Source organism: Paenibacillus sp. PastF-3 (assembly GCF_029893135.1).
In the GTDB taxonomy this organism is placed as follows: Bacteria; Bacillota; Bacilli; order Paenibacillales; family Paenibacillaceae; genus Paenibacillus_AQ; species Paenibacillus_AQ nitricinens.
This window is the reverse complement of record NZ_JARXWM010000002.1, coordinates 281,079-305,295: the sequence shown is the minus strand read 5'-3', so window position 1 is coordinate 305,295 and position 24,217 is coordinate 281,079. Positions and strand designations below refer to the sequence as shown.

Sequence of the window (24,217 nt, the reverse complement as noted above, 5' to 3'; positions counted from 1 at the left end):
CTTTTGAGGAATATAACCGACAGGAGGCAGAAAAAGGTGATCATGACTGAACGGTATTTTACGCTTTACGACCGCTTCGGTGGGGGGATTAGTGAGGGAATGCCCGTAGAAGCAACCTTGGAGGAGCTGGCGGAAGCGTTGTTCTGCACCACTCGGAACGCGAAGCTTATCCTGCGCAGGCTGGAGGAAGAAGGTCTGATTGATTGGATTCCGGGGCGCGGACGTGGGAATCGCTCGCGGATCGCTTTCAAGACGGACAAGGAAATTTTCCTGCTAAGCTTGATCCAGAGCTGGGCAGAAAAAGGGGATTATAAGCAAGCTTTTGAATGGCTACAATTGTTCGGTGAGGGAACGCTTGCCAAGCCCAAATTCCTTGAATGGCTAAACGGTCAATTTGGCTACCGAAAAGAGGAAGCACGTGATGGTATCTCTACGAGTGACATACTGCGCTTCCCGATTTACAGTCCCATCACGACCTTTGACCCTGCTCAAGTAAGATTTTGCGCTGACGCACATCTGTTGCGGCAAATTTACGACCGCCTCCTCCGGTTTGATGAAGCTGCGGGCAAAATTGTTCCGAGTATCGCTCATCATTGGACGTCCAATGCAGAAGCGAGTGAGTGGACCTTCTATCTACGCAAGGGGGTGCACTTCCATAATGGGCACGAACTGACCGCAAGAGATGTAGCCTTTACGCTGGAGCGTTTGCGCGGAGACACCAATAACCGCTGGCTGCTGCGGGGAGTAGAACGGATCGAAGCGCTAGGCCCGCGTGTAATACAATTGCATTTGAAGCAGCCAAACCGAATCTTCGACAGGTACATGTGCTCCAGCGCAGCATCCATCCTGCCTGCCAACTTGGGTGGTATGGAAGAGACGGACTTCTGGCGGCTGCCGATCGGCACCGGCCCTTTTCGGATCGTCTCGCAGTCATCGCACTGCATCGAGTTGGCTGCCCACACTGCCTATCATGAAGGAAGGCCCTATTTGGATGGTGTGGATATGATTACCATGCCGGAGGAATGTCTTCAGTCAGCAATTAATATTCCCGAGGTGCTGCATCACGAGTTCGTCGAGAATCATCCGCTGGGAAACCATAACGGAGACTGGCAGACGCTAAAGCAATTATCCAATGGCTGTACGATGCTAACCTGGAATCTTCGACGGCCGGGTGCACAGCAGTCGGAGGCGTTCCGCCGGGCGGTACGCATGATTCTGAATACTGGCGACCTGGTCTCGGAACTGGGGGGTGATCGCGTGCTATCTGCCTTCGGTTTCCACCCGGAAGCGAGCCAATCCCGCTCTGTTGAACCGTTCCGTCTAGATCGTGTAAAAACTGTTCTGCGTGAATCGAATTATGACGGTTCAGTCATCCGCTTCACTGCCCATGAGAAGTTTGAGGAAGATGCTCGATGGATTGTGGAAAGACTTGAGCAGTGGAGTATTAAGGTAGATCTAAAGATCATTTCATGGGAAGATAAACCTGGTTGTGGCAGTCCACATCGCGACGAAGATTTGATGATCGTAGGATTCGTCTTGGCTGAAGACGAGGTATGTGAGATTGAAGTTTATGAGCATGGGGACAGTCCTTTCCGGGCGTATTTGGACGATGAGCTTCTGAACTGGATTAACGGAAGAATTGACGATGCCTTAAGCGCCGATACGGAAACTGGCAGACGCCAGCATTTGAAGGGGATTGAGGAACATTTAAGCGACGAAGCTTCGGTCATTTTTCTCCATCATAAAGAGTTTCGAACATACTTACATCCTTCAATCCGTGGCGTCCATTTGAATACACTTGGGTGGGTCGATTTTAAAGATATCTGGCTGGAAAAGCTGAGCTAAGCAAGTATCCTTGAACACGTTAGACAAAATTCAGAGAATTGACAACATGAAGAAGCGGCTTTCCTTGAACAGAGATTTCTGCAAAGGGGAAAGCCGCCTTTTTAGTATTTTACCAGTTAGGTCAGGTGAAGAGGAGGCATTATGTTGCGAAAATTACTCATTATTTTGATATTAAATGTGATTAGTATTTTTGCTGTAGAAGGGATGACTTTTAAATATAGTCCTGGTGGAAGTATTTCAGGGAATGGTAACCCAGGTATCATAGCTTTGGTTGTAGGATTATTGTTGTTCACCATTTTATTATTTAATGTAGGTGCTTTAATTAGGGGGTTCAAAAGTAAGAATAAAAGTAAACTTGTCCATGTTACACTCCCTTTAACCTCCATACTTATTATAGGAATAATGATTTGGGGAGAAACATCTAAAATTCGTTCATTATCTAACAATCTCAATGGATTTACTAACCATAAAGACTCCGTGGTGTATCGTTTCGGTTGGATTAACCAATACACAAATAACCTGTTTTTTAATGGGTACATTTTTTTCGGTGGTGTGGCACTAACGGCTTTCATCGTTTGGGTAGTGACTTCCCCACGACAACTCAAAAAATACTAGAAAGAGTAGCTAATGAAAAAAGTTATACGAAAATTTAATATAATCGCAGAGAAATTCCACTGTATGGCGTCCAATAGATGTAGACGTTAAGAAAGTTTTAATGAGGTTCATTATGTTCCTTTGTTGCAGCCGATCCGTTATGCACAATGTATGAAATGAGAGACTATAACCGTTTTAAGGAGGGTGGATGAGTTGGGTTTCAAAATACGTAAAACCACGGTGCAGTCCGTCTGGATGATGTGGGAAAAAGCTTTTGCGTTGCTTTCACATTTTCGTGGAGCGCATAAGTCGCACTTTGGTATATGTACCGTGATGTTAAAAAAGCACCGGGGACAGCCTATTATATGCCAAGACGCCACGGTCATCAACCAAGGCGAGTGGGTGGGAGAGCTCCACCTCGATAATGGAAGTATCCTGAAGTTGATCCAGTCCGAAGGATCGGATCGTGCTGCACTCCAAACGGCTCGCATGCTGCGTAAATCAATGCAGCAAATCAATGAAGCCTTCGAATCGCAGTCCGAGTTCAGGCAGGTCAAGGCTTTATTAGGTATTACACTGCTCCATCGGGGATTAACACATGGTCTTGGTTTTGAACAACAAAATATAAAGTCCGGTTTTTTTGAACGCATCACCACCATTTATCTTCGATTGCTGCTGTCTGCCATGCATCCGGAAGGCAGACAAAGAATCAGTCGGCGAACCGAACAACTGGTCCCGATGTTACTGATTCATTCACGGGCCTCACTGAAGAATCGGTTCTCACCCGGACAGAACTATTCTGGATAAGTCTTAAGCTTGTTATATGGAGGTGTAATTATTCTTACATATCTTATAGGAGGAATACTATGTACTGCCACCCTTTACATGTTTATTCCGAGTTTGATTACGCGAGTGAGCGGCTTTGGTGTCTTTCGCAAAGGAACGGTAAAGAAACAGGTGGCATTCACTTTTGACGATGGACCACATCCGGAATATACGCCGGAATTACTGGATTTATTGAAGTTACATCAAGTGAAAGCCACTTTTTTCGTGCTTGGATCGCGAGCGGAGCAGTATCCAGACCTGATCAGAAGAATGGATCGGGAAGGCCATCAGATTGGCATCCATAATTATTGTCATACCTCTAACTGGCTGATGCTGCCCCGTACGATTAGGCGAGAACATCTGGACCGCTCCGCTGATATTATAGAGTCTATTGTCGGAACCAGGCCCACTCATTACCGTCCACCTTGGGGATTAATCAATCTATTTGATTTCTTTCGATACAAGCAGTATCGAATTGTTCTATGGTCGCTGAAGGCAGGCGACTGGAACACCCGGGTCTGTCAAACCCGGATGCAGGCTATTCTGTTAAGTGGAATCACTGATGGCTCTGTTGTCTTACTTCACGACAGCGGTGAGACTGTGGGCGCGGACCGGCATGCTCCTTATTTTATGCTGCAAGCTTTAGAGGAAGTGCTAAATCAACTGCAGGCAACAAGAAACCTGCAATTTGTTCGTCTTGACGAAATGTCTTGACGCATTCCAGTATTTTTACTGTTATGACTTAAATTGTTTGCGGAAGCAGAGCGGCGAGATACCCATCATTAATTTGAAGGTCCGTCCAAAATGGGAGATGTTATCAAACCCAACCATACCTGCAATTTCAGTAACATTAAAAGAAGAACCAACGAGCAAATCACGCGCTTCTTTAATGCGGATGTTATTGATATATTCAATAAAACTGAAGCCGGTGGCCTCTTTAAAAGTTCGGCATAGGTAGGAAGAGCTTATGTCGAACTGCCGTGAAATCTCACAGAGCTTAAGCGGTTCCATATAATGTTGATTTACATAATTAACGATGTCCAGGACTTTCTTGTGTGTGCGATTGGATTCCAACATTGGAGCTACACGGCTGTCAAATAGTTTACGATTAAGATAGAGAAGCAACTCCACCAATATTATTTGTTGGTACTGTTCATATCCACGATCTTGCTTCTTTCCCTCCTGGATCATCTTCTGAAAAAGCTGTTCGATGAAATACTGATCCTTCCCGGTCATCTTCAAAGCGCGGTAATCACTTTTGAACAATTCGAGCAGTTCCTCACATTGACCGCCAGTGCAGAAATGCTGCAGGAATTCTTTTTTAAACAGCAGTGTAACCCGTTCATACATATTGCATCCAGAATTGACCAGTTTGTGCATTTCATGAATATCCATAAATAGCAACGTACCGCCCGCAACCTGGTAGGTTCTGTCCCCTATAAAATAATAAAAATCCCCGGATATTAAATACAGAATCTCATAGGCATCATGATAGTGTCTTGAAGGCATGCTGGTGTATACCTGTTTCTTGCGGCTGATCTCAAAAAGAGTAGACTCATAAAATACCGGCTTCATTCAGCACCTCCTAAGAGGATTGTAGACTTAATCTAGGGTTTGTAGCAACATATGTATAAAATTTAATAATTACAAGAAAATACGTGCTGTTTAGTCAAACTTTATGAGATAAGCTTGAATTGAATTACCAAGTGTTGGAAAAAGGAGGGCTGTCATGCTCAGATAGGTTGGGGATAAGGTTCGCTGCCACTCAAAGTTAAAGCGCTTAAACTATTTAATTAAAGGAGAGATTGCGGTGCTTAATTCAACGAATAGTAAGGTTTCCAAGAAGATGAAATTTTCATTGTTGATTCTGCTCAGTTTTTCAATGATTTTTTCTTATGGCTATCTGTCCAATGCATCTCAACAGAAAAGTTATGCGGCAGGGAACCCGGATTCTAATTTCTCACCGGCAACACTTCAATTCTTGCGCGACAACACAGGTCTGGATGGTGAGCAGTGGAACAATATTATGATGCTTGTCAATAAACCGGAGCAGGACGATCTGAACTGGATCAATTTTTACGGATATTGTGAAGATATTGATGATGACCGCGGATATACGATTGGAATATTCGGTGCGACTACAGGCGGCTCAAATGATACCGGTCCCGACGGCCCGGATCTGTTCAAGGCATATGATGCTGCCAAAGGCGCGAGTAATCCTTCGGTTAAAGGCGCATTGGCCCGGATCGGTGTTAAGGGTTCGATGAAAGGGAAAATCCTCGAAATTAACGAAAGCGAAGAGAGCTTCTGCAGAAAAATCGGTAATTTGCAAAATGATCCCGAGTGGAGAGAGGCTATGTGGAAAACATTCTACAATATCTACATTAAATACAGTGTGGAGCAGGCCCGCAATCGCGGCTTTAACTCGGCATTAACGATTGGTTCCTTCGTGGATGCTGCGCTGAACCATGGAGCTACCGGTGGCTCCGAGACTCTTCAAGGGCTTTTGAGTAAATCAGGAAGCAGCACAGATGAGAAGACTTTCATGATCAAATTCTATAAAGAACGGACCAAGATTGTGGATACTAATGAGTACAACACTCCGCCTAACGGCAAGAACCGTGTGAAGCAGTGGAGCAATTTGCTCAACATGGGAGAGACAGACCTGAAGGGTGCAGATTCGGCAGTCCTTCAAGTCACCGATTGGGAACTTCAATAACAGGAATGCAAGAGTAGACAGAACCGCCGTTCTTCTTGGTGACGGCGGTTCGATGATAAGTAAGATTAATTTAGAGGGAGATGGGCTGAATGGATAACAACCAATCTTATCTCAAAAATAGATTTTACAAGGTAATCAGTCTAATGGTTATAGGTTTGCTGCTTGCCATGGAGTTGACCGGTATTGTCTCAGCAGGAAGGGAGGAAATTGAGGAAGACCTTACAAGTGAAGCAGCGGCAGTTCAGGAAACGATTGCCCAGTGGATTTTTAAAGACAAAGGCGAAAATGGTGTATTTCCGGCTACAGACGGGGTATATCAATCGTCTTCATCCATTCGTGATGTAGGAACTAATACGGATGCATACACCTATGATTCAGGTGAGAACAGCGTACGCAACCAGGGCTGGCATGAAGGAACGGGTCTAAAATACTGGCTTGCCACGCTTTCTACCCAAGGCTTCGAAGGTATCTTCCTCTCATCACAGCAAACCTCTTCAAGTACAGGACCCAGGGATTTTAAGGTGCAATACAGTATAGATCAACAGGAATGGACAGATGTTACGGGCGGCAACCTTGTTCTAGCCCAGAACAATTTTAATTGTTCCAATAATTCCTGCAAATTAACGAACCTCGCTTTGCCTGCCGGAACAAACAATCAAGATATACTCTATATCCGCTGGGTGGTAAACTCTGCGAAAAGCGTAAGCGGGGGAACGGTGTCCAGCTCAGGCTCAAGCAGAATTAAAGATGTGGTAATTAAAGGAACACGCAGCAGCAGCGAACCTGGGGACACTCCCACACTTGAGGTAAGCAAAACTCCCGCTTCAGGGGCTGCAGATGTTCCCCTTAACGCAGAGATCACAGTGAAGTTTAACAAAGCCATCAGCCTCGACAGTAGTTATCAGGTTGTAATCACAGAAAACAATGTTCCTCTTAACAACATCTCTGCTTTGCTCCTCGGTCAAGATACAGTCAAAGTCAGCCACCCTAATTTCACTGCCGGCAAAACTTACAACGTGACCATCCCAAAAGAGCTTGTTAAGGGGACTACGGATGGCCGGACACCGGAGAACGATATTACCTGGAGCTTTAAGACGAAGTCTCCGGATACCGGCATCAAAACACCAACACTGCTGAACATGACTTTTAATGGGGACCCAAAGACAAGTATTGCCTTTGACTGGTATACAGCCGAAACCGTCAGAGGTACAGTAGTGCAAGTAGTGGAAGCTTCCAATGCGGGAGGAAGCGAGTTCCCGGAACAACTGGCAGCTTCTTATGAGGGCAGCGCAACAGTTATTGAAACCTTAATGACATCAGGAGACAGAAGCTCCAAGAAGTATAAAAAGTTCGCTAGCCACAAGGTTATTGCAAGCGGTCTTAAGCCTGGAACCAAGTATATCTACCGGGCCGGTAACGGTGATGCGGACGGCTGGAGCGAGGTGGGTTCTTTTACCACGGACAAGGCGGATAATCAGGACTTCCATTTCCTCTATGTAACCGACACCCAAGGCTCAAGTAAATCGAATTTCGATCTGTGGCAGGATACTTTTAAGCGAGCTATTGAGAAAACGGTAGATCCCAAGTTTGTTCTTCTTACAGGGGATCTAACGGATGATGGTGATCTGGAGCAGCTGTGGCAGTGGTTCTTGGGTGTGCCGAAAAAAGAATTTGCCAATGTGCCATTTGCACCGATTATCGGCAACCATGAGATAGAGGATTATCCGAATAATAACTTTTATAACCATTTTAATCTTCCAAAAGATGTCGGGACGGGTGCTCATGACGGTTCTGTATATGCTTTCGAATACGGCGATGCCCTGTTTATGCAGATCAATTCCCAGTACGAAGGAGAGGTCAAGCCGTACAAAGCAGATATTCAGTTCACGAAGCAATTGGAATGGATGCGGAATCAGGTGGCAAAGACCGATAAGAAGTGGAAATTCGTCTCTATGCATAAAGGAGCTTATTCCTCAGGGGATAATGCTTCGGCAGAAAGCGACCGGGTAGAATTTTACCGGAAATATCTGATTCCTGTATTTGATGAGTTGGGTGTGGATATGGTGTTTGAGGGACATGACCATATGTATATGAGGTCTTTTCAAATGCTGAACAACGTTCCGATTAAGAATGTCATTACCGATGAGCAAGGAAATGTGCTGAATCCCAAAGGGACCGTGTATCTAATGGGCAACTCAGCCGCTTCGAAATTCTATGCTATTAATCCAGATGCAGACAGTTTTTTTGCAGCAAAAAACGATCAGCCCAACAAGAAAATGTTCGTGGATGTATCCATTACAAGCGACGTGCTGAAATTCACATCCTACACAGCAGTTAAAGATAAACCCATTGCCGTCTATGACGCTTACAGTATTAAAAGGACTGACGTTAAACCCGGCATAGTCCAAAATCCAAGTGCAGTAAGACAGTCCGGGAACCGTGCAGTTCTTTCGTGGAAAGCGCCAGTAAATAGCTCTGAGCCAGTGCGAGGTTACCGGATTTACGAGAAAAATGATAAAGTCAGCACGAACTGGAGCGTGTATGTGCCGGCGGTAAACAGTCAGACAAGTTACAGCTATACATTAAACGGCATAGATTCTGCTAAATCCTACAATTTCGTTATTAAAGCAGTGGGGACAAGAAGTAATTCGCTTCCAGCAGAAGCAGGAATGCAATGAATCCTCAATTGTATTAAAAAGCAAAAAACCACGAAGTACAGTTTCACTGTATCTCGTGGTTTTACCCAATTTAGGGATTTGATTTTTTCACATCATTATTTCAATAACCATAGCGCCGGGGAATTGGCAGGCTCCCAACTGGTTATCGATGTATGGGCTTGACGACATTCATACACAGAACCATTATAGGTTACCAACGCACCGACTGTGTAAGAGGTATTAGGTGCCCAAGCTGGGGTTGTAGACGCTGTCGCGGTTGTTCCATTGATGGTGCTGGCCGCTGATTGATTGTCTGCGGCGTCGAAGGCATATACACTGAACGTATATGTTGTTCCTGCACTAAGACCTGTTACTGTATAATCCGTTGTGGCTCCAGGTACAGTGGTGATTAATGTCGTTCCTCTATAAATACGGTAGCCTGTAACACCAACATTATCCGTTGACGGATTCCACATTAACTGAATGCTGGAGGATGTTGGGGTCCCCATAACATGTAAGCCGCCGGGGGCTGTTGGTGCTTCCGTATCATTACCGACGGGTGCATTGGTAGTAACACTGACGGAATTGCTTCCATTTGAGACATTGCCAGCAGCGTCTCTTGCCTTGACACTAAAGGTATAGGCAGTATTCGCGGTTAATCCAGATACGGTGTAATTTAATGTTGTGCCGGATACGGTAGCAACCAAAGAAGATCCGTTAAATACTTGGTACCCTGTTACACCGGTATTATCCGTGGATGCGTTCCAGGCCAAGGAAACGCTGGTGGATGTTTTTGCAGTTGCCGTCAAAGCTGTTGGCGCGGAAGGCGCTTGGGTATCGACAGGGTTGCTTCCGCTAAAGTTGACATCAATGACATTATAGAAGGCGTTCGGAGTATCTGCGACTTCCCACACAGCCAAGATGACGTGGTATCCACTACGTTCCGGAACGTTAAACGTGTCTGAGTAAGAGAAGGGTGGCTGTACACCTCCATAGTTCACCGAATAGAAAGGAGTCAGGTCGAATGAGTCTCGAGTAAGAGCGGCATTAGGATTCCAGTTAGGCTTTGTAATATAGTATTTCCAGCTTGCTGTCGAATGAGCGGCAGTCAGTTTCCAAGTGAAAGTATTTTGTCCAGCAGATATGTTGACTTTAGACCAGCGTGTAGCCGATTGTTCATCAAGCTTGGGAAAAGCTCCGTTAGCGCTTGCAATCTTCCCGTCTGCTGGCCCTGCAGCAGGGAACCCCTTAGGTGCCTCTAGACTTTGGGGCTCATAAACAATCGGGCCACAATCTGTATTTTGTCCGGATTTACAGAGTGCTGCCCTACTAGCAGGTCCTTCAACATAGCCGTGAGAAAAGGACCTTTCCGGAAATAGCATTACAACCAATGAAATAATCAACATGATACTCCCATAAGCTAGCAGCTTTACCCAAGGTGAATGAGAAATGCGAAAAGATGACATTTTATTCCTCCTCTTTTAATGAAATATGCACTGCGAATGAATGATGCATTCATACCCGAACGTCTTATCTCAATTACAACTCCTTTCTTTGTTGAACGTATTTATATAAACTCATAAGAGCTCATATATCGACATGAAAGGTAGAGAAAAAGGTGTGTAGGGCTAAATTCATTGAATGATAACAATTGCTGTAACTTCATAGTGATTATATGAAAATAAATGGAATTTGTCTACCATAAATAGAAGAAATATGCTATTTTCTAGTATGAAACGACTTCCTCAGAACCCGATTTACATTTCTCCTATCTTCCTCTTTAATACTTGGAATTTGAAAGTTTCTTCTTTCTTCTTTTTTTGTGAAATGAAAATTAATGTATGTAAAATAAAGAGGAAAACTATATATTATTCAGAAAATTACAATAACAACGCTTTCAAAGGTTGCTATTTTTGGTTTTATTTACTATTATTAGTTGGAATTACTAACAAAGGATGTAAGTGATTGAAATTAGTGTGGGATTAACTGTCTGGAGAACAGTTCAATTCATAGAATTATAAGCTTTAGATAGATAAAAAGGAGTGAGGAGATGCAATACTTTTTTTATTTGTTAACCTTCATTTTTATTGGGTTTCAAACTCTTTACACAGTCATCCCTTTATTTTTCAGTAAAGTTAAGAAATTGAATAACGAATGTGATGAAAAATCGATTTCCGTTTTAGTTCCTGCTTATAACGAGGAGCTCACCATTAAGAACTGCATAGATGCAATGGAGGGCCTAAATTACTGTAATTATGAAGTCATCATTATTAATGATGGTTCAAAGGATCAGACGTTTCAAAAATTACATGAGCTTTTGGACTTATCGATAAGTGATAGAGAAGCAGAGGGGAAGCTTTCATACGCTGCTATTAAAGGGATTTATTTTTCGGAGAAATATGAAAAAATATTTGTAATTGATAAAGTCAATGGCGGAAAGGCAGATTCACTTAACGCCGGTATCGATTGTGCGAATACTGATATTGTGATCACGTTGGATGCAGATAGCATGCTGGAAATTAACTCGCTTAAATATGTAAATCAATATTTTCAAGATGATAAGATCATCGCCTTAGGGGGTACGGTAAAGATCGTACAGGGCGCTGAGAAAAGGAACGGCGTTATCCAAGATAAATTTACTGGTAAAGGTATTATAAAAAGCCAAGTTATCAGTTACATCCATGGATTTTATGTTAGAAAACTAACACAATCCGTTTTTAATTCAATTGTCGTTATTTCAGGCGCATTTGGTGCTTTTTATAAGAGTATATTGGTGGACGTTAACGGGTTTAGAAGTACTGTAGGCGAAGATATTGATATTACTTTAAAAATTCACGAGTTCATTAAAGCGAATAACTTGAATAAGAAGCTCGTCTACGCGCCAGAAGCCGTATGCTACACGGAATGCCCAGAAAACTTAAGTAACTTTTATAAACAAAGAATACGCTGGCAAAAAGCCTTTGTAGATTGCATTTTAATCTATTGGTCCAAATTATCACGAAAGTTTAGCATTGGTGTCAGTCTCTTTTTTGCTATCGATGGTTTTGTTCTAGGTACATTAACAGCATTTACAAGCATTTTTTATCTTATACAATCACTCTTTTTAGGTACCAATTTATTTAAGGCTTTTATTCTCATGTTGTCTGTAATTGTCATTAATGCGCTGCAAATCGGAATTTCTCTCTATTTATGCAAAAAATATGGCAGCAATTATTCAGTTAAAGATTATTTAAGAATGTTTTTATTTAGCCAAGTTGAATTACTAACCTATCGAAATCTGCTGCTTTATATGAATATCGTAGGCACGTTTAAATACTTTGATAATGACGAGGGCTGGGGATTCGTTGAGAGAAAAGGTGTTTCAAGTATCAGCTAGTCTGCTACTGTAACTATCAGCAAACTACTCATTAGGAGGTACTTATGAATCATATATTGAAAGATAAACGAATTATATTTATAGATGTGTTAAGAATAATATCCATCATAGCTGTTATCATTTTGCACTACACTGCAGACTTGCTTACAAGGACAAATGATTTCAATACAACCTCTTGGTGGATTAGCAACATTTTTAATTCGATATCTAGATTTGCTGTGCCAATATTTTTTATGATAAGTGGTGCGATGATCCTTCGAGTGGAAGTGAAATCATATCGGAAATTTTATATTAAAAAAGTACTTCCTTTAATCATTTCCTTAGTTAGCTGGTCACTTATTTATGCCGTTTACACCCAATATATCATTCAAAAAAGCAGCATGGGCGTTTATGATTTTTTCATTCATTTTTCGTACGGTTTAATTTTTGATAAGAATTATATACATTTATGGTTTCTGTATGCGATTATTGCGATCTATATAACAGTTCCATTAATTAGTAAGCTGGTAAAAGTGTGCAGTGAAAAGGATTTAAAATATTATCTGTTGATATGGTTTTTGGTTAGTGTGGTTTATAAATTCATCTCCGACCTCGTATACAGATTGACCTCTGAATATATTAATATTCCCATAACTAACATCCCCTTGTTCATGGGTTATCTAGGATATTTTATCCTGGGATATTATCTCTTCAACTATACGATATCCATCAAAGCTAAAAATATTTTCTTTAACTTAGGCATTATATCCTTTTTTGTAACGCCATTAGCGACCTATTTTTCTTCCTTATCTAGTGGTGTGTTAGATGAAATGTTCTATGGCAACTATTCACTCTCAACATTTTTTATGGCTATTGGAACGTTTATCTATTTTAAAGAAAAAGAAACCGTGATTAGCGAGAAGTTGAATTACAAAGTCAAAAAAATAATCAGCTCCATTTCCAAGGCTAGCTTTAGTATCTACTTAATTCATTTGTTAGTTGAAATATTGGTATCCAGAAGAGCAGAAATACAAGCTACTCTACTCCAATCCATAGTTAACCTTACTTTTAATGTCATTATTGTATTCTTATTTAGCTATATCACGGTTAAAGTCTTAAATCTAAATAAATATATTACACATGTATTATTTGGGGGAAGAAGTTAACATGATGAAAATAAGTATATATACAAAAATCTTCATCGCTATATTAGCTATAGGCATGGGAATTTACTATTACAATCTCAATGATTCAGACAAAAAAATAACCTCCGTGTACATACCGTTATGGAAAGACTTTAAAGATCTTAATCTAAAAGACAAAAACATTGATATTGCTATTCTCGCCTTTGCTAAAATTGATAAAACCAATGTATATTTTGATCTGGACCCTGCTAAAAATGAGATCATTAAAGAAAATATAAAAAAGCTGCAATCAAATAATAAAAAAACGAGTTTCATCCTTGGTGTTGGCGGATATAAAGCGGACGGATTCTCCGATGCTTCTATGGATGGAAACCGGTACTCTTTTACTGAGAGTATGATCGCAATGGTTAAGGAGTTAGATTTAGATGGGATCGATATAGACTGGGAATATCCAGCCTTTGATTCTTGGAACACAACTAAAGCCAGACCAGAAGATACCAAGAACTTTACTAGTCTTATGAAGGAACTTAATGAAAAACTGGATAGACTGCCGCGTAAAAATAAAAATTACTATTTAACCTTTGCTGCTGGAAATGAAGATTGGTTCTTCAAAAACGTTGAGGTTAAAAAAGTAGAAAAGTACGTGGATTTCATTAATGTGATGAGCTATGACTTGACTGGAGCTTGGTCAGAAACAACAGGGTATAATTCAAATTTATTTATAGATAAGAATAGTAAGAGCAAAACCAGCGTGGATCGTATTATTCGTTTATATTTAGATCGTGATGTTGATCCGAGTAAGCTTCTACTAGGTGTTCCAGCTTATTCCTATGGATGGGAGAATGTTAAAAGTGATGAGAATAAGGACGCCTCATTTTTACTGGGTAAACCCATCAATATCGACAAAGTAGATTTAAGCTACAAGACAATAAAAGAAAAATATATGAGTCAAGATCGATTTAAACGATACTTTGACGATACAGCTAAGACGGCCTATTTGTATGATGGTGATACTTTTATTACGTATGAAGATAAAGAAGCCTTGCAGGCAAAAGTTAAATATATCAAAGATAAAAAATTGGCTGGTGTCATGGTGTGGGAGTATTCTCAAGACTCCGAAGAAGGCATAGTAAAGTATTTATCTGATAATCTGAACAAGTAGTTATTGCTAAATGGTCAAGTCAAAATATGCATAGAATTTAATATATAAAAAGAGAATAGGTGCTGCTCCCGCAAACAATCCTCCTTTAAACTAGAAACGTACTTAATAAAATCTGCTAGAGGAGGATTCAAATGCGCAAAAAAGTTATCGGAAGAATTTGCAGTACAATTATGGTTTGCAGTCTGCTTGCAGCAGGGAACGGAACGGCCTATGCCAGTGGCGCCAATAACTCTGATGCGCCTACAAACAAAACGGTCAAGAACGTGATCCTGTTTATTACGGATGGGATGAGCTTGTCTCATGTGAACTTGGCCAGATGGTATCAGGGAGGGCAGGCGCTTACGATGGACAAGTATTTCAGCGGGCTGGTGAGAACCTACTCTACGGATTCACTTACCACAGATTCCGCTGCGGGAGCTACGGCTTATGCCACAGGCCATAAGGTCAAGAGTGAGACGGTATCCATACTGCCCGACCGAATCACGATGCCGTTCGTGGATGCAGTTAAGCCAGAGGACGTGAACAAACCTCTGCTTACAATTATGGATGCAGCGAGAATGGCAGGGAAAAGTACAGGAACGGTATTTACTTGTGAATTAACGGATGCGACACCGGCTACATTTTTAAGTCATGCATATACGCGTGACAATGCACAGTCAATTGCAGAACAGATGGTCTACAGTGGTGTAGATGTTCTTCTTGGGGGTGGGTCCGGGTATTTGGTACCCGGCAAAGAAGATATTAACCGCAAGGATGGAGAAGATTTAACCAAAGTCTTGAAATCAAATGGGTATGAATACGTAACGGATAAAGCAGGTTTAATGAATTCTAAAACGAATAAAATCTGGGGTCTGTTCAACCCCGAAGCACTGGATGCTGATTTTGACCTGAACCCGCAAAAGCAACCGAGCCTTGCTGAAATGACTAAAGTTGCTGTAGAGAAGTTGTCACAGAACGAGAAAGGTTTCATTCTGATGGTCGAAGCAAGTCAGATTGACTGGTATGGTCATGATAACGATCCGGTGGGGATTATGAGTGAGACATTAGCGTTTGATAAAGCCTTCAAAGCCGCTGTTGACTTTGCAGAAAAAGACGGAAATACAGCAGTCTTGTCCGTTTCAGATCATGCTACTGGCGGGCTCAATATGACGAACTATGATTCTACTAAAGACCTAGTCTCCGTGATGAAGAAAGCAAAGCATACCAGTTATTACATTGAAGACAGTATTAATGAGAACAATTTCAAAAAGGTCCTTGCGGATAATTATGGACTTAGTGATTTAACCAAAGAAGAAGCGGATCAAGTCAGATTAGGTATGAAGGATAACCTTTCGCCGGTCCTCGGTAAAATCTTGGGAAATAAGATAGGCGTAACCTTCTCTACGGATGATCACACATCGGAAGAAGTGGGTTTGTTCGCCTACCATCCGGCTAATTATAAACCGACCGATTTCGTGAACAGCGGTGTAATCCAGAATACGGATGTGAATAAGTATATTCAAGAAGTAACCGGACTAAATCTGGCTGAGCTTCAGGATACGCTGTACGTATCCAGTGATAAATTCATGTCCAAAGGAGCTACGATCACCCTAGACAAGACCGATAAGACGAATCCGGTGGTTGTAGTGAAAAAAGCAGGTCAGGTTCTCAAGCTGCCTATTGATAAAAACATCGCCATTCTGGATGGCAAAACAACGAAACTCAATGTGCTGACGGTAATGATTAAGGATAAAGTGTGGGTTTCGCAGGATGCCGTAGACTTGATTCTCTGATTATTAAAGTTTAGGGTATGATTCTTCGCCGAAAAGTTAAAGCGCTTAAACCCAAAAACCCCTTATAAAAAAGGGGTTTTTGGGTTGGGAAAAGAAATTTCGACTTGAATTGGAATCAGGAAAGTGAGTGATCGTGAAAATCTCCCCGCGGGAGGCTTTTGAATACATACCAAGGAAGTACATCTGAAGGTTTTTAGATTGAGCCCAACAATAGGAAGTTAATTTTTTCGTTAATAAGAATTGACTTTCACACTACCTGTAACTACAATAGTTACAGGTAGTAGTAACAGTCCCTGTTACAGATAAAAAAGCACTTCATACTCAAGCACCTGGTGCTTTCTACTCTGAAGGTCCAGCTGAAGAACTAGAGAGGGGGAATCTCCATTTTTAGGTAATAATGAATTTTTTTGGCGTCCCTTCTTTTGAAGCAATAGATGTTGAAGGGCATAATAAGGCGCTGAAAAAGCACAATAGATTAAAGAAGATGCAATTCTACGCGCTAAAAAGTTAGCAGAGAATTTCTAAGTAACAGCGAGACTGCTTAATAATAAAAAATAAAGGTAGGCGTTTTTAATGGAGATAAAACAAGACACCCTTATATATATATGGGATGCATATTGTGGATGGTGCTATGGATTTTCAGAAAGTATTAAAGGTTTTCACAAAAATCACCCTGAAATTCCGTTAACTGTTTTATCCGGAGGATTATTTTTAGATAATCTGCCAATAAAAAAATTCTCATATATATCAGAAGGTAATAAAAGAATTAATGAACTTACTGGTGCGGAATTTGGTCCTTCATATCAGGCGTTGTTGTCAGAAGGTACTTTTACAATGAATTCAAAGGATGCTGCAATTGGCTTTTCAGCTTTACGTTCATTAGCACCGAACCGTTTATTAGAATTTACTTCTGCCATGCAAAAAGCGTTTTATTATAATGGAAAAAGTCTGAGTGACCCTGAAACATATCGTAAGATAGCTATTGATCATCATTTGGATCCTGAACAAGTACTAGAGCGACTAAAATCTCAAGAAACTATAATAGATGTTCAAAATGATTTCAACACGGTTCAACAACTTGGTATAAATAGCTACCCCTCTTTACTTCTACACAAGGATAACCAATTAATTACTATTGGTGGCGGAGTAATGACGTCGGATAAAATTGAAGCACGTTTTAAAGATTGTTATTAAGGATTTTAATTTAAGGTATAAAACATTTATCATTCCACAGAATATATCGGCTGAGAGGAAGAATAAAGCTCCTGAAAAAGCGTTAGAAATTAAAGATGGTTCAATAAAAAGGAGATAAAATTCTATGTTTAAAACAATCGAAATAAATCAAAATGATGTGAAATTGACGATATTTAGTTCTGAAGAAAAAAGTTTTATGGTGACTGCAACCTTAGTTGAAAAAGCAGGACATGCATTCTTAATAAATGCGAAATTTACTCAATCCGATTCGAAAGAAATTGTTGATTTCCTAAATGAAAATAACTTGTCTTTAGATAAAATTTTTATTATTCATGGAGATCCGGACTACTATTTTGGGTTAGAAAGTATTAAAGCAGCGTATCCAGAAGCCATTGCGTATGCCACAGAATCTACTGTTGAACATATTGTTCATTCTGTTTTAGGTAAATTAAAAGTTTGGAAAGATGCACTTGGAGAAAACGCGCCAAGTAATGTTGTATTGCCTCAAGTATTTGCAGAAAAAACTATTGACTTTCAAGGTTTAACATTTGAACTTGTAGGTTTAGATAATTACAGAACTAGCTTATTTAACAGAGAATTGAAATTATTGATTGGTGGCATTGAAATATTCAACGAAATACATGTTTTCTTAGCAGATACTAGCTCAAAAGAAGCAATGGAAGCTTGGATTGAGAACTTGAAAGTGTTGCAAGGATTAAATGCTAATATAATCGTACCAAGCCATGGTTCAATAGAAAAATCCTTAGATAATCAAGCCCTTATTGCAACTAGCAATTATCTGAAAACTGCAATTAAAGCTTCTGAAGAAAGTAAAACTTCTACGGATTTTGTTGCAAAACTTGAAGCAGCATATCCAGGCTATGCAAATAAAGGCGTATTAGAATTAAGTGCAAAAGTTGTAACGAAAGAAATTCCTTGGGGGTAATGTTATGAATATTTATCAAAAATTATTACATGAAACGTATGTATTAACCGGTGAAGGAAAATTGGATGCCTTCAAAATGTATTTAAGTGATAATGTATCTTGGACAGAAGCTGCTGGATTTCCTTATGCGGGTACTTATGTAGGTCCAGATGAAGTAGTGAAAAACGTACATGAACGCCTTGGAACCGAATGGGATGGCTATTCTGCAAAAGATGAAATCTATGCGTTTAATAATAACACTGTTATCGTCTACGGAAAATATAGTGGGACGTATAAAGCAACAGGAAAATCATTTATAGCAGACTTTTGCCATCTATATGAATTTGATGAGAATGATAAGGTTAATAAATTTATTCAAATCGTGGACAGCGCAACTGTCAATAATGCATTAAGTTCAAATTAGTTGTTTGTAACTTAATTTGTATACGGGGTAGCGGCAGGATAACTGCATTTTCCTGACGCTACCCCATCGCTATCAAGCTAAGGTTTTACACTACCTATAAAGCAAAAAGACGTTATCCTCTCTATAGAATTTTTGGAAAGGATGGCGTTTCTTTATGAATTTTTCGATTCTTGACGAACTTCCGGTAAAGATGCACGCTGCAACTGAGGATAAAGATATCACGATGAGACAAATTCATCGAACATGCGGTTCAACCGTTGGTGTGAACAGAGCGATAAGATTGACCACTAAGCTGTTAAAAGTGGATGAAAACGATGCTTAATTGGAAAAATGAGAACATCAACTACCACCGCTGCCCAAGTTAGCGAGAGTTTTTATCGTTTTGTAGTTTGTTTTGTTCCATAGGTCATCAAGCGCCAACCCTTTTCTAAGGGTCCCATAGAAAAGAACTTGAACCAGATGGTACTAAAAATGATTTGAATCAAATAAATCAGAACAGCGATGTAGAGAATATCTTTTGGTGAGACGACTTCGAGACCTATAATTGAAATGATTGCTGTCCCTATAATGCTTTGAGCTACATAATTTGTAAATGCCATTTGACCAACTCGTGCTATGGGCCTCAAAATTTTCACGATATGTTTATTCTCTAATAGTAGAAATAATGTGGTTAAGTAAAACAAAGTGGTTGGAAGTGACCCTATGGCTGTAACTGAATCTACATAGCTGTTCCCGCTTTGAGAAGCGTTCCAAATCCATAATGAGAAACCAACGAACAAAAGAAAAGATACAATCTGAATCCATCTAATCGGTTTGTACAATTGTTGTATGCGTGTCAGCCAACCTGATTTTGCGGTTAAAAAGCCAGTTAAAAACATGATGAAGATTTGTATAGCGTCATTAGAAAACAGATCTAACACAGTTGATAACACCCCAAGCGAGGGTGAAAATATTTTTGACATCAGGCAAAGGATATAAATTAATGTCATGCCAACAAGCCATTTTTTAAGGGTAGGAATCTTCGCGTAATAAAAAGGGATCAACAACAATCCGATAATGGCGTAAGCGGGGAGAATCGATCCCCAAAAGATAAATATATGAATGATTCCCATCAGCAAGAGGATTAGTAAACGTCTAGCCATACGCTTTCTTGGTTGATCTCCCCGGCTTTCAGCTCTTGAGGCGAAAATGTACAGGCCTACTCCAAAAAGGAATGAAAAAATAGAAAAGAATTTTTTTTGTACGAAGATGGTGATTAAAGTACTGATGATTCCATTAATGCCACTATAGTCTGGCAAGGGATCTCCTTCCATAATAAGTTTAAAGCCCCCAACATTTATAAGCAGTATGCCAAAAAGAGCAAGTCCGCGTATGATGTCGAGTGAAATAATTCTTTCTTTTTGTGAGATGGAGGGGTTCATTATAGTTCTCCTTTGAAAATAATTTTATTTGCCTAGAAGTCACTATAAGTTGCGAACCTTACATTAAATGAATGTCAACATTACAGAATCCTTAAATCTGATAAAATGTTCCAACTCCAGTTGAATTAGAATCCGTTTTATGGTTAATATGAATACTAAATAATTATGGGGTGTGAACTAGAAATGTCAGCATATACGCAACCAATCTTTGTGGCAGCGATCTTTTTTGTTGTTTTAGCATTCGCCTTATTTATCCCATGGCTCGTGTATACCTATAGAAAGTTTAATTATCTGCCTTTTTCAACTACATTAATTTCGTTTTCATTTATCTTTTACTTTCTAGCAGCGTTATTTTTAGTTTTGTTGCCGTTGCCAGAAACACGCAATACTTGTTCGCTACAAAAACCGGGTACACAACACTATTCCCTTATACCTTTTCAATTTATTGTGAGTACCTTTGATAATAGTGGTGTAGTTCTGTCACAGCCTGCAACGTATAGACTGTTATTTAGCCAACCATCGTTCTATCAAGCCTTTTTTAATTTTTTGCTGTTATTACCTTTTGGTGTTTATTTGCGATACTTTTTTCAAGACAAGAAACACTGGAAGAAAGCGCTAGGGATCACCTTCTCACTAACATTATTTTATGAGGTCACACAGGTAACCGGCATTTACGGAATTTATAATTGCCCTTATCGTATTTTTGATGTGGATGATTTATTGTTGAATACTACTGGCGGGGTACTGGGATTCTTTATTGCTCCAGCCGTGTTGGCGTTATTCCCCTCCAAAAAGAAAATTAATGAGAAATCAGAAACATTATTGGCTCTTGATGAAGTGAAAGGGATGTCTGTGTTGCTGGCAGTTATGATTGATATATTTATCAGCAACATAGTGGTTAAAGTGGTGTTGAGTATGACCAACGTGAATATCGTTAGTGAATTTATTGCGACGACAGTGACGCTTTTTGTAACACTTTTTATAATTCCGTGGATTTGGAACGGAGCGACCATCGGTACGAAAATTATGCGCTATCGCTATGACAGTAAAGTAAGCCAAAAGGAAACAAACAAGCGATTATTTAAACGCTTTGGTGCGATTTACGCGATATACTTCATAACAGTCATTGCGAATACGTTAAATAACGTGGAGCTATCAATGGATTCTCCATTTTATAAGGCATCCATATTCTTAACGCTGGGTGCTGGATTGACCTTGTTCATATTATCGATCGTGTTGTTCATCCATGCGATATTAGTCGTGTTTGGCAAACAGAAACGCCGCTTCTATTTTGATGATGCATCTGATTTATATACAACCAGGAAAAAATAAAGCTGAGGCGCTTACTCAAATCCTATTCAATAGCAAAGGGGTACTCCGTAGTCTTAAATGGCTACTGGGTATCCCTTTTTTTGGATTTAAGCTTATTGTAAGGTTGGCATGAATTTGCTGTAAGGTTCAGAGCCTATAGTATAAGTATCAGCAAATTATGAGGTGAAATGAATGGAACCATTATTAAAAGTTGAAAAAATAAAAAAAGTATACGGGAAGTTAAACGCTGCTTATACAGCGTTAGAAGATGTGTCTTTTGACATTCATGCAGGTGAGTTTGTAGGGATTATGGGCCCTTCCGGAGCGGGGAAATCAACCTTGTTAAATTTGTTAGCTACTATAGATTCTCCAACTGAAGGCAAGATTTATATGAAGAACAAGAGTATTCATGATATGAAGGAAGCCGCTTTAGCAGACTTCCGACGTGATCATCTCGGCTTCATCTTCCAAGACTACAATTTACTCGATTCCTTGACTGTAAAGGAAAATATATTGCTTCCCTTGGCGATTGCTAAAGTTCCAGCAAAGGAAATTAATCATCTCGTGACTCAGATCTCCAAAGTATTTGGGATTGAAGATTTACTGGCAAAATATCCTTATCAAATTTCTGGGGGGCAAAAACAAAGAACCGCTGCGGCTAGAGCGCTTGTGACAGAACCTGAGCTAATTTTGGCTGATGAGCCAACAGGTGCGCTTGACTCCAAATCAGCAACCGGTTTATTGGAAAGCTTAAGTACGCTAAATGAAAATAACCATTCGACCATTATGATGGTGACCCATGATGCATTTGCCGCAAGCTTCTGCCGCCGGATTATTTTCATCAAGGATGGTTCCTTTTCAACAGAAATATATCGTCAGGATCAAACACGCAAAGCCTTCTTCCAACAGATTTTAGATGTTCATGCAGCCATTGGGGGTGAGGTAGATGACGTTATTTAGTCTAGCCAGAAGAAATATAGCACGAAACTTATCTCAATATTTTTTATACATTGCTTCGATGGTGTTTAGTATCATCATTTACTTTACATTTGTGACCTTGAAATATAGTGACACGATAGCAGAACAGACGGCTTCATCCCAAAAACTAGGTTCACTAATGAGTGGAGCCGCAGTCATTCTCTTCTTTTTCGTGGTCATATTTATAGTGTATTCCAATTCATTTTTTATGAAAAAACGTAAAAAAGAAGTGGCATTGTATGCGCTGCTTGGTGTTCGTAATCGTCAGATAGGCTTTATGCTCTTTTTTGAAAATCTATTATTAGGATTATTCTCTTTAGTAGTAGGGATTGTACTGGGGTTCCTTTGTTCAAAAGGGTTTATGACGATTTTGATTCATTTAATGGGATATAACGTTATAGCACCCTTTACATTTTCAGCGGCGGCAGCAATGAACACTGCTATCGTATTTCTGATTATTTTCTTAGTCACATCCTTTCAAGGCTATCGCTTGATTTATCAATTTAAACTGATTGATTTATTTCATGCTTCAAAAAAGGGAGAAGTGGCGCCCAAATCATCGATGATCGTTGCTGTACTTGGAATATTGCTAATTGTCTTAGGGTATTGGCTCGCGATGCAGGATTTATTCACTTCTAACGTATGGGCTCAAATTGGTTTTCTTATGACGGTATTCATTATTTTAACAACGGTTATTATGGGTACTTTTTTATTGTTCCACAGTGTGACTGGATTTGTGTTAGCGATGATTAAGAAAAATGAAAAGTGGCTGTGGAAAGGCCTTCATGTAATGACTATTTCACAGCTGCTCTACCGTATCCGTGGGAATGCCCGAACATTAACTGTGATTGCGGTGTTAAGTGCTACGACAGTAACTGCCGGTGGAGCGGTATATAGTCTTTATTACAATACGAATGACTCGGCGAAAACGATTAATCCGAATACCTTTATGTATCAATCAACAGATTCAGAATTGGATAGGCAAGTGAGTGCTGTGCTATCAGATACAAAATACGATAAAAAGTTTGAAGCACTATCCATTACGTTTCATACGAAAGAGTTAAACTCACCATCCACATTCGATAGCTCTGATAAAAGAGAATATACAGTTATCGATGAAAAAACCTACAACCAATTAGCGAGTGTACAACATAAAGAAAAATTAAATGTAAATGATGGCTACGCGGTTATTTTAGATATCGGATATGACAAAAGGTTCTCACCTATATATACAGGAAAAACTATAACAACAGGCAGCGGCCATCCACTCACATTCCAAAGCTTTAACACGCAAACCGTATTGAATGTAGGTACAGCAGGTATAACCGTAGTAGTCTCAGATGATCAGTATGAAATATTGCAAAATGATGGGAAAGTGCAGCACTATCGTGTCCTCGGGGTAGATCATGCCTCAGTAGATTTATCTCAAAAAATTGCAAATCAATTACCAGAAGAAGCGCTATTTTCAAGTGGTCCGCAAGATTACCAAACAAGCTTGGAAGGTGTCGGCTCTCTACTGTTTATCGGAAGTTTTCTGGGTCTCGTATTTCTGGCTGCAACAGGCAGTATCATTTACTTTAAGGTATTAACTGAGGCAGAAGAAGATAAATCTCAGTACAATATGCTGCATAAAATGGGTGTCAATGCAAAAGAAATGCGAAAATCTATTGCGTCACAGGTATTCATTATCTTTGTAGTACCGCTCACAGTTGGGTTATTGCACAGTGTAGTAGCTTTAAAAGCCTTCTCTAGTCTAATGATGATGGACTTAGCAAAACCTGTGTTGCTCTGGATGATTGCTTATACCGTAATTTACGGATTGTATTATTTGTTAACCGTAGCTTCTTACAATCGTATTATCACACTAAATAATAGAACAGAAGGATGATT

20 protein-coding genes are annotated in these 24,217 nt (G+C 40.0%); 17 read left to right on the top strand and 3 right to left on the bottom strand.

Going from position 1 to position 24,217, the window contains the following annotated elements; genetic code table 11:
• Positions 1-42: 42 nt before the first annotated feature.
• From M2444_RS05390 to M2444_RS05375, 4 genes are all read left to right on the top strand, one after another.
• Positions 43-1,845 (top strand): SgrR family transcriptional regulator, encoded by a 1,803-nt coding sequence (locus M2444_RS05390; RefSeq protein WP_280786620.1) that lies wholly within the window; start codon positions 43-45, stop codon positions 1,843-1,845.
• Between the two features lie 141 nt (positions 1,846-1,986).
• A complete protein-coding gene (locus M2444_RS05385; protein ID WP_143812103.1) occupies positions 1,987-2,460 on the top strand; it encodes a hypothetical protein in 474 nt (157 codons plus the stop codon).
• Positions 2,461-2,643: 183 nt separating this feature from the next.
• A complete protein-coding gene (locus M2444_RS05380) occupies positions 2,644-3,246 on the top strand; it encodes a YkoP family protein (protein ID WP_445671617.1) in 603 nt (200 codons plus the stop codon).
• A 78-nt stretch (positions 3,247-3,324) separates the two neighbouring features.
• Complete coding sequence (locus tag M2444_RS05375; protein WP_481857459.1) at positions 3,325-3,978, top strand: polysaccharide deacetylase family protein; 654 nt, start codon at positions 3,325-3,327, stop codon at positions 3,976-3,978.
• Between the two features lie 21 nt (positions 3,979-3,999).
• Here M2444_RS05375 and M2444_RS05370 read toward each other — a convergent pair whose 3' ends face one another.
• Positions 4,000-4,839 carry an AraC family transcriptional regulator gene (locus M2444_RS05370; protein ID WP_094876268.1) on the bottom strand — a complete coding sequence of 280 codons (840 nt, stop codon included), beginning with the start codon at positions 4,837-4,839 and terminating at the stop codon, positions 4,000-4,002.
• A gap of 235 nt (positions 4,840-5,074) precedes the next feature.
• Here M2444_RS05370 and M2444_RS05365 point away from each other — a divergent pair, with 235 nt between their 5' ends.
• Both M2444_RS05365 and M2444_RS05360 read left to right on the top strand, forming a co-directional pair.
• Positions 5,075-5,983, top strand: coding sequence for a chitosanase (locus M2444_RS05365; protein WP_280786454.1), 909 nt, complete (start codon positions 5,075-5,077; stop codon positions 5,981-5,983).
• 89 nt (positions 5,984-6,072) lie between these two features.
• On the top strand, positions 6,073-8,661 hold the full coding sequence (locus M2444_RS05360; RefSeq protein WP_280786453.1) for a metallophosphoesterase: 2,589 nt from the start codon (positions 6,073-6,075) through the stop codon (positions 8,659-8,661).
• A 95-nt stretch (positions 8,662-8,756) separates the two neighbouring features.
• On the opposite strand, the gene M2444_RS05355 is transcribed toward M2444_RS05360, so the two are convergent.
• Positions 8,757-10,106: a lytic polysaccharide monooxygenase gene (locus M2444_RS05355; protein ID WP_280786452.1), complete on the bottom strand. Its 1,350-nt coding sequence runs from the start codon at positions 10,104-10,106 to the stop codon at positions 8,757-8,759.
• Between the two features lie 584 nt (positions 10,107-10,690).
• Between M2444_RS05355 and M2444_RS05350 the strand changes: the two genes are divergently transcribed.
• From M2444_RS05350 to M2444_RS05310, 8 genes are all read left to right on the top strand, one after another.
• On the top strand, positions 10,691-12,016 hold the full coding sequence (locus M2444_RS05350; RefSeq protein ID WP_094869318.1) for a glycosyltransferase family 2 protein: 1,326 nt from the start codon (positions 10,691-10,693) through the stop codon (positions 12,014-12,016).
• 44 nt (positions 12,017-12,060) lie between these two features.
• Positions 12,061-13,161: an acyltransferase gene (locus tag M2444_RS05345; protein WP_280786451.1), complete on the top strand. Its 1,101-nt coding sequence runs from the start codon at positions 12,061-12,063 to the stop codon at positions 13,159-13,161.
• Positions 13,162-13,165: 4 nt separating this feature from the next.
• A complete protein-coding gene (locus M2444_RS05340; protein WP_280786618.1) occupies positions 13,166-14,302 on the top strand; it encodes a glycoside hydrolase family 18 protein in 1,137 nt (378 codons plus the stop codon).
• A 131-nt stretch (positions 14,303-14,433) separates the two neighbouring features.
• A complete protein-coding gene (locus M2444_RS05335; protein ID WP_280786450.1) occupies positions 14,434-16,074 on the top strand; it encodes an alkaline phosphatase in 1,641 nt (546 codons plus the stop codon).
• Between the two features lie 573 nt (positions 16,075-16,647).
• Positions 16,648-17,268 carry a DsbA family protein gene (locus M2444_RS05325; protein ID WP_094869321.1) on the top strand — a complete coding sequence of 207 codons (621 nt, stop codon included), beginning with the start codon at positions 16,648-16,650 and terminating at the stop codon, positions 17,266-17,268.
• A 124-nt stretch (positions 17,269-17,392) separates the two neighbouring features.
• Positions 17,393-18,214 (top strand): MBL fold metallo-hydrolase, encoded by an 822-nt coding sequence (locus tag M2444_RS05320; protein ID WP_094876273.1) that lies wholly within the window; start codon positions 17,393-17,395, stop codon positions 18,212-18,214.
• 4 nt (positions 18,215-18,218) lie between these two features.
• Complete coding sequence (locus M2444_RS05315) at positions 18,219-18,617, top strand: nuclear transport factor 2 family protein (protein ID WP_094876274.1); 399 nt, start codon at positions 18,219-18,221, stop codon at positions 18,615-18,617.
• Between the two features lie 154 nt (positions 18,618-18,771).
• Positions 18,772-18,939 carry a hypothetical protein gene (locus M2444_RS05310; RefSeq protein ID WP_179283624.1) on the top strand — a complete coding sequence of 56 codons (168 nt, stop codon included), beginning with the start codon at positions 18,772-18,774 and terminating at the stop codon, positions 18,937-18,939.
• Between the two features lie 52 nt (positions 18,940-18,991).
• On the opposite strand, the gene M2444_RS05305 is transcribed toward M2444_RS05310, so the two are convergent.
• The gene (locus M2444_RS05305) at positions 18,992-20,038 is read right to left on the bottom strand and encodes a DUF418 domain-containing protein (protein ID WP_280786449.1); all 1,047 of its coding nucleotides are present in this window, start codon (positions 20,036-20,038) and stop codon (positions 18,992-18,994) included.
• Between the two features lie 183 nt (positions 20,039-20,221).
• Here M2444_RS05305 and M2444_RS05300 point away from each other — a divergent pair, with 183 nt between their 5' ends.
• From M2444_RS05300 to M2444_RS05290, 3 genes are all read left to right on the top strand, one after another.
• Complete coding sequence (locus M2444_RS05300) at positions 20,222-21,370, top strand: VanZ family protein (protein ID WP_280786448.1); 1,149 nt, start codon at positions 20,222-20,224, stop codon at positions 21,368-21,370.
• A 171-nt stretch (positions 21,371-21,541) separates the two neighbouring features.
• Positions 21,542-22,309, top strand: a complete 768-nt coding sequence (locus M2444_RS05295) for an ABC transporter ATP-binding protein (RefSeq protein ID WP_280786447.1) — start codon at positions 21,542-21,544, stop codon at positions 22,307-22,309.
• A complete protein-coding gene (locus M2444_RS05290) occupies positions 22,296-24,215 on the top strand; it encodes an FtsX-like permease family protein (RefSeq protein ID WP_280786446.1) in 1,920 nt (639 codons plus the stop codon). The genes M2444_RS05295 and M2444_RS05290 overlap by 14 nt, the downstream gene beginning before the upstream one ends.
• Positions 24,216-24,217 lie beyond the last annotated feature (2 nt).

Coding starts and splice junctions, on each gene's coding strand:
- M2444_RS05390 (WP_280786620.1), top strand. CDS start 43: ATGACTGAACGGTATTTTACGCTTTACGACCGCTTCGGTGGGGGGATT.
- M2444_RS05385 (WP_143812103.1), top strand. CDS start 1,987: ATGTTGCGAAAATTACTCATTATTTTGATATTAAATGTGATTAGTATT.
- M2444_RS05375 (WP_481857459.1), top strand. CDS start 3,325: ATGTTTATTCCGAGTTTGATTACGCGAGTGAGCGGCTTTGGTGTCTTT.
- M2444_RS05370 (WP_094876268.1), bottom strand. CDS start 4,839: ATGAAGCCGGTATTTTATGAGTCTACTCTTTTTGAGATCAGCCGCAAG.
- M2444_RS05360 (WP_280786453.1), top strand. CDS start 6,073: ATGGATAACAACCAATCTTATCTCAAAAATAGATTTTACAAGGTAATC.
- M2444_RS05355 (WP_280786452.1), bottom strand. CDS start 10,106: ATGTCATCTTTTCGCATTTCTCATTCACCTTGGGTAAAGCTGCTAGCT.
- M2444_RS05350 (WP_094869318.1), top strand. CDS start 10,691: ATGCAATACTTTTTTTATTTGTTAACCTTCATTTTTATTGGGTTTCAA.
- M2444_RS05345 (WP_280786451.1), top strand. CDS start 12,061: ATGAATCATATATTGAAAGATAAACGAATTATATTTATAGATGTGTTA.
- M2444_RS05340 (WP_280786618.1), top strand. CDS start 13,166: ATGAAAATAAGTATATATACAAAAATCTTCATCGCTATATTAGCTATA.
- M2444_RS05335 (WP_280786450.1), top strand. CDS start 14,434: ATGCGCAAAAAAGTTATCGGAAGAATTTGCAGTACAATTATGGTTTGC.
- M2444_RS05325 (WP_094869321.1), top strand. CDS start 16,648: ATGGAGATAAAACAAGACACCCTTATATATATATGGGATGCATATTGT.
- M2444_RS05320 (WP_094876273.1), top strand. CDS start 17,393: ATGTTTAAAACAATCGAAATAAATCAAAATGATGTGAAATTGACGATA.
- M2444_RS05315 (WP_094876274.1), top strand. CDS start 18,219: ATGAATATTTATCAAAAATTATTACATGAAACGTATGTATTAACCGGT.
- M2444_RS05310 (WP_179283624.1), top strand. CDS start 18,772: ATGAATTTTTCGATTCTTGACGAACTTCCGGTAAAGATGCACGCTGCA.
- M2444_RS05305 (WP_280786449.1), bottom strand. CDS start 20,038: ATGAACCCCTCCATCTCACAAAAAGAAAGAATTATTTCACTCGACATC.
- M2444_RS05300 (WP_280786448.1), top strand. CDS start 20,222: ATGTCAGCATATACGCAACCAATCTTTGTGGCAGCGATCTTTTTTGTT.
- M2444_RS05295 (WP_280786447.1), top strand. CDS start 21,542: ATGGAACCATTATTAAAAGTTGAAAAAATAAAAAAAGTATACGGGAAG.
- M2444_RS05290 (WP_280786446.1), top strand. CDS start 22,296: ATGACGTTATTTAGTCTAGCCAGAAGAAATATAGCACGAAACTTATCT.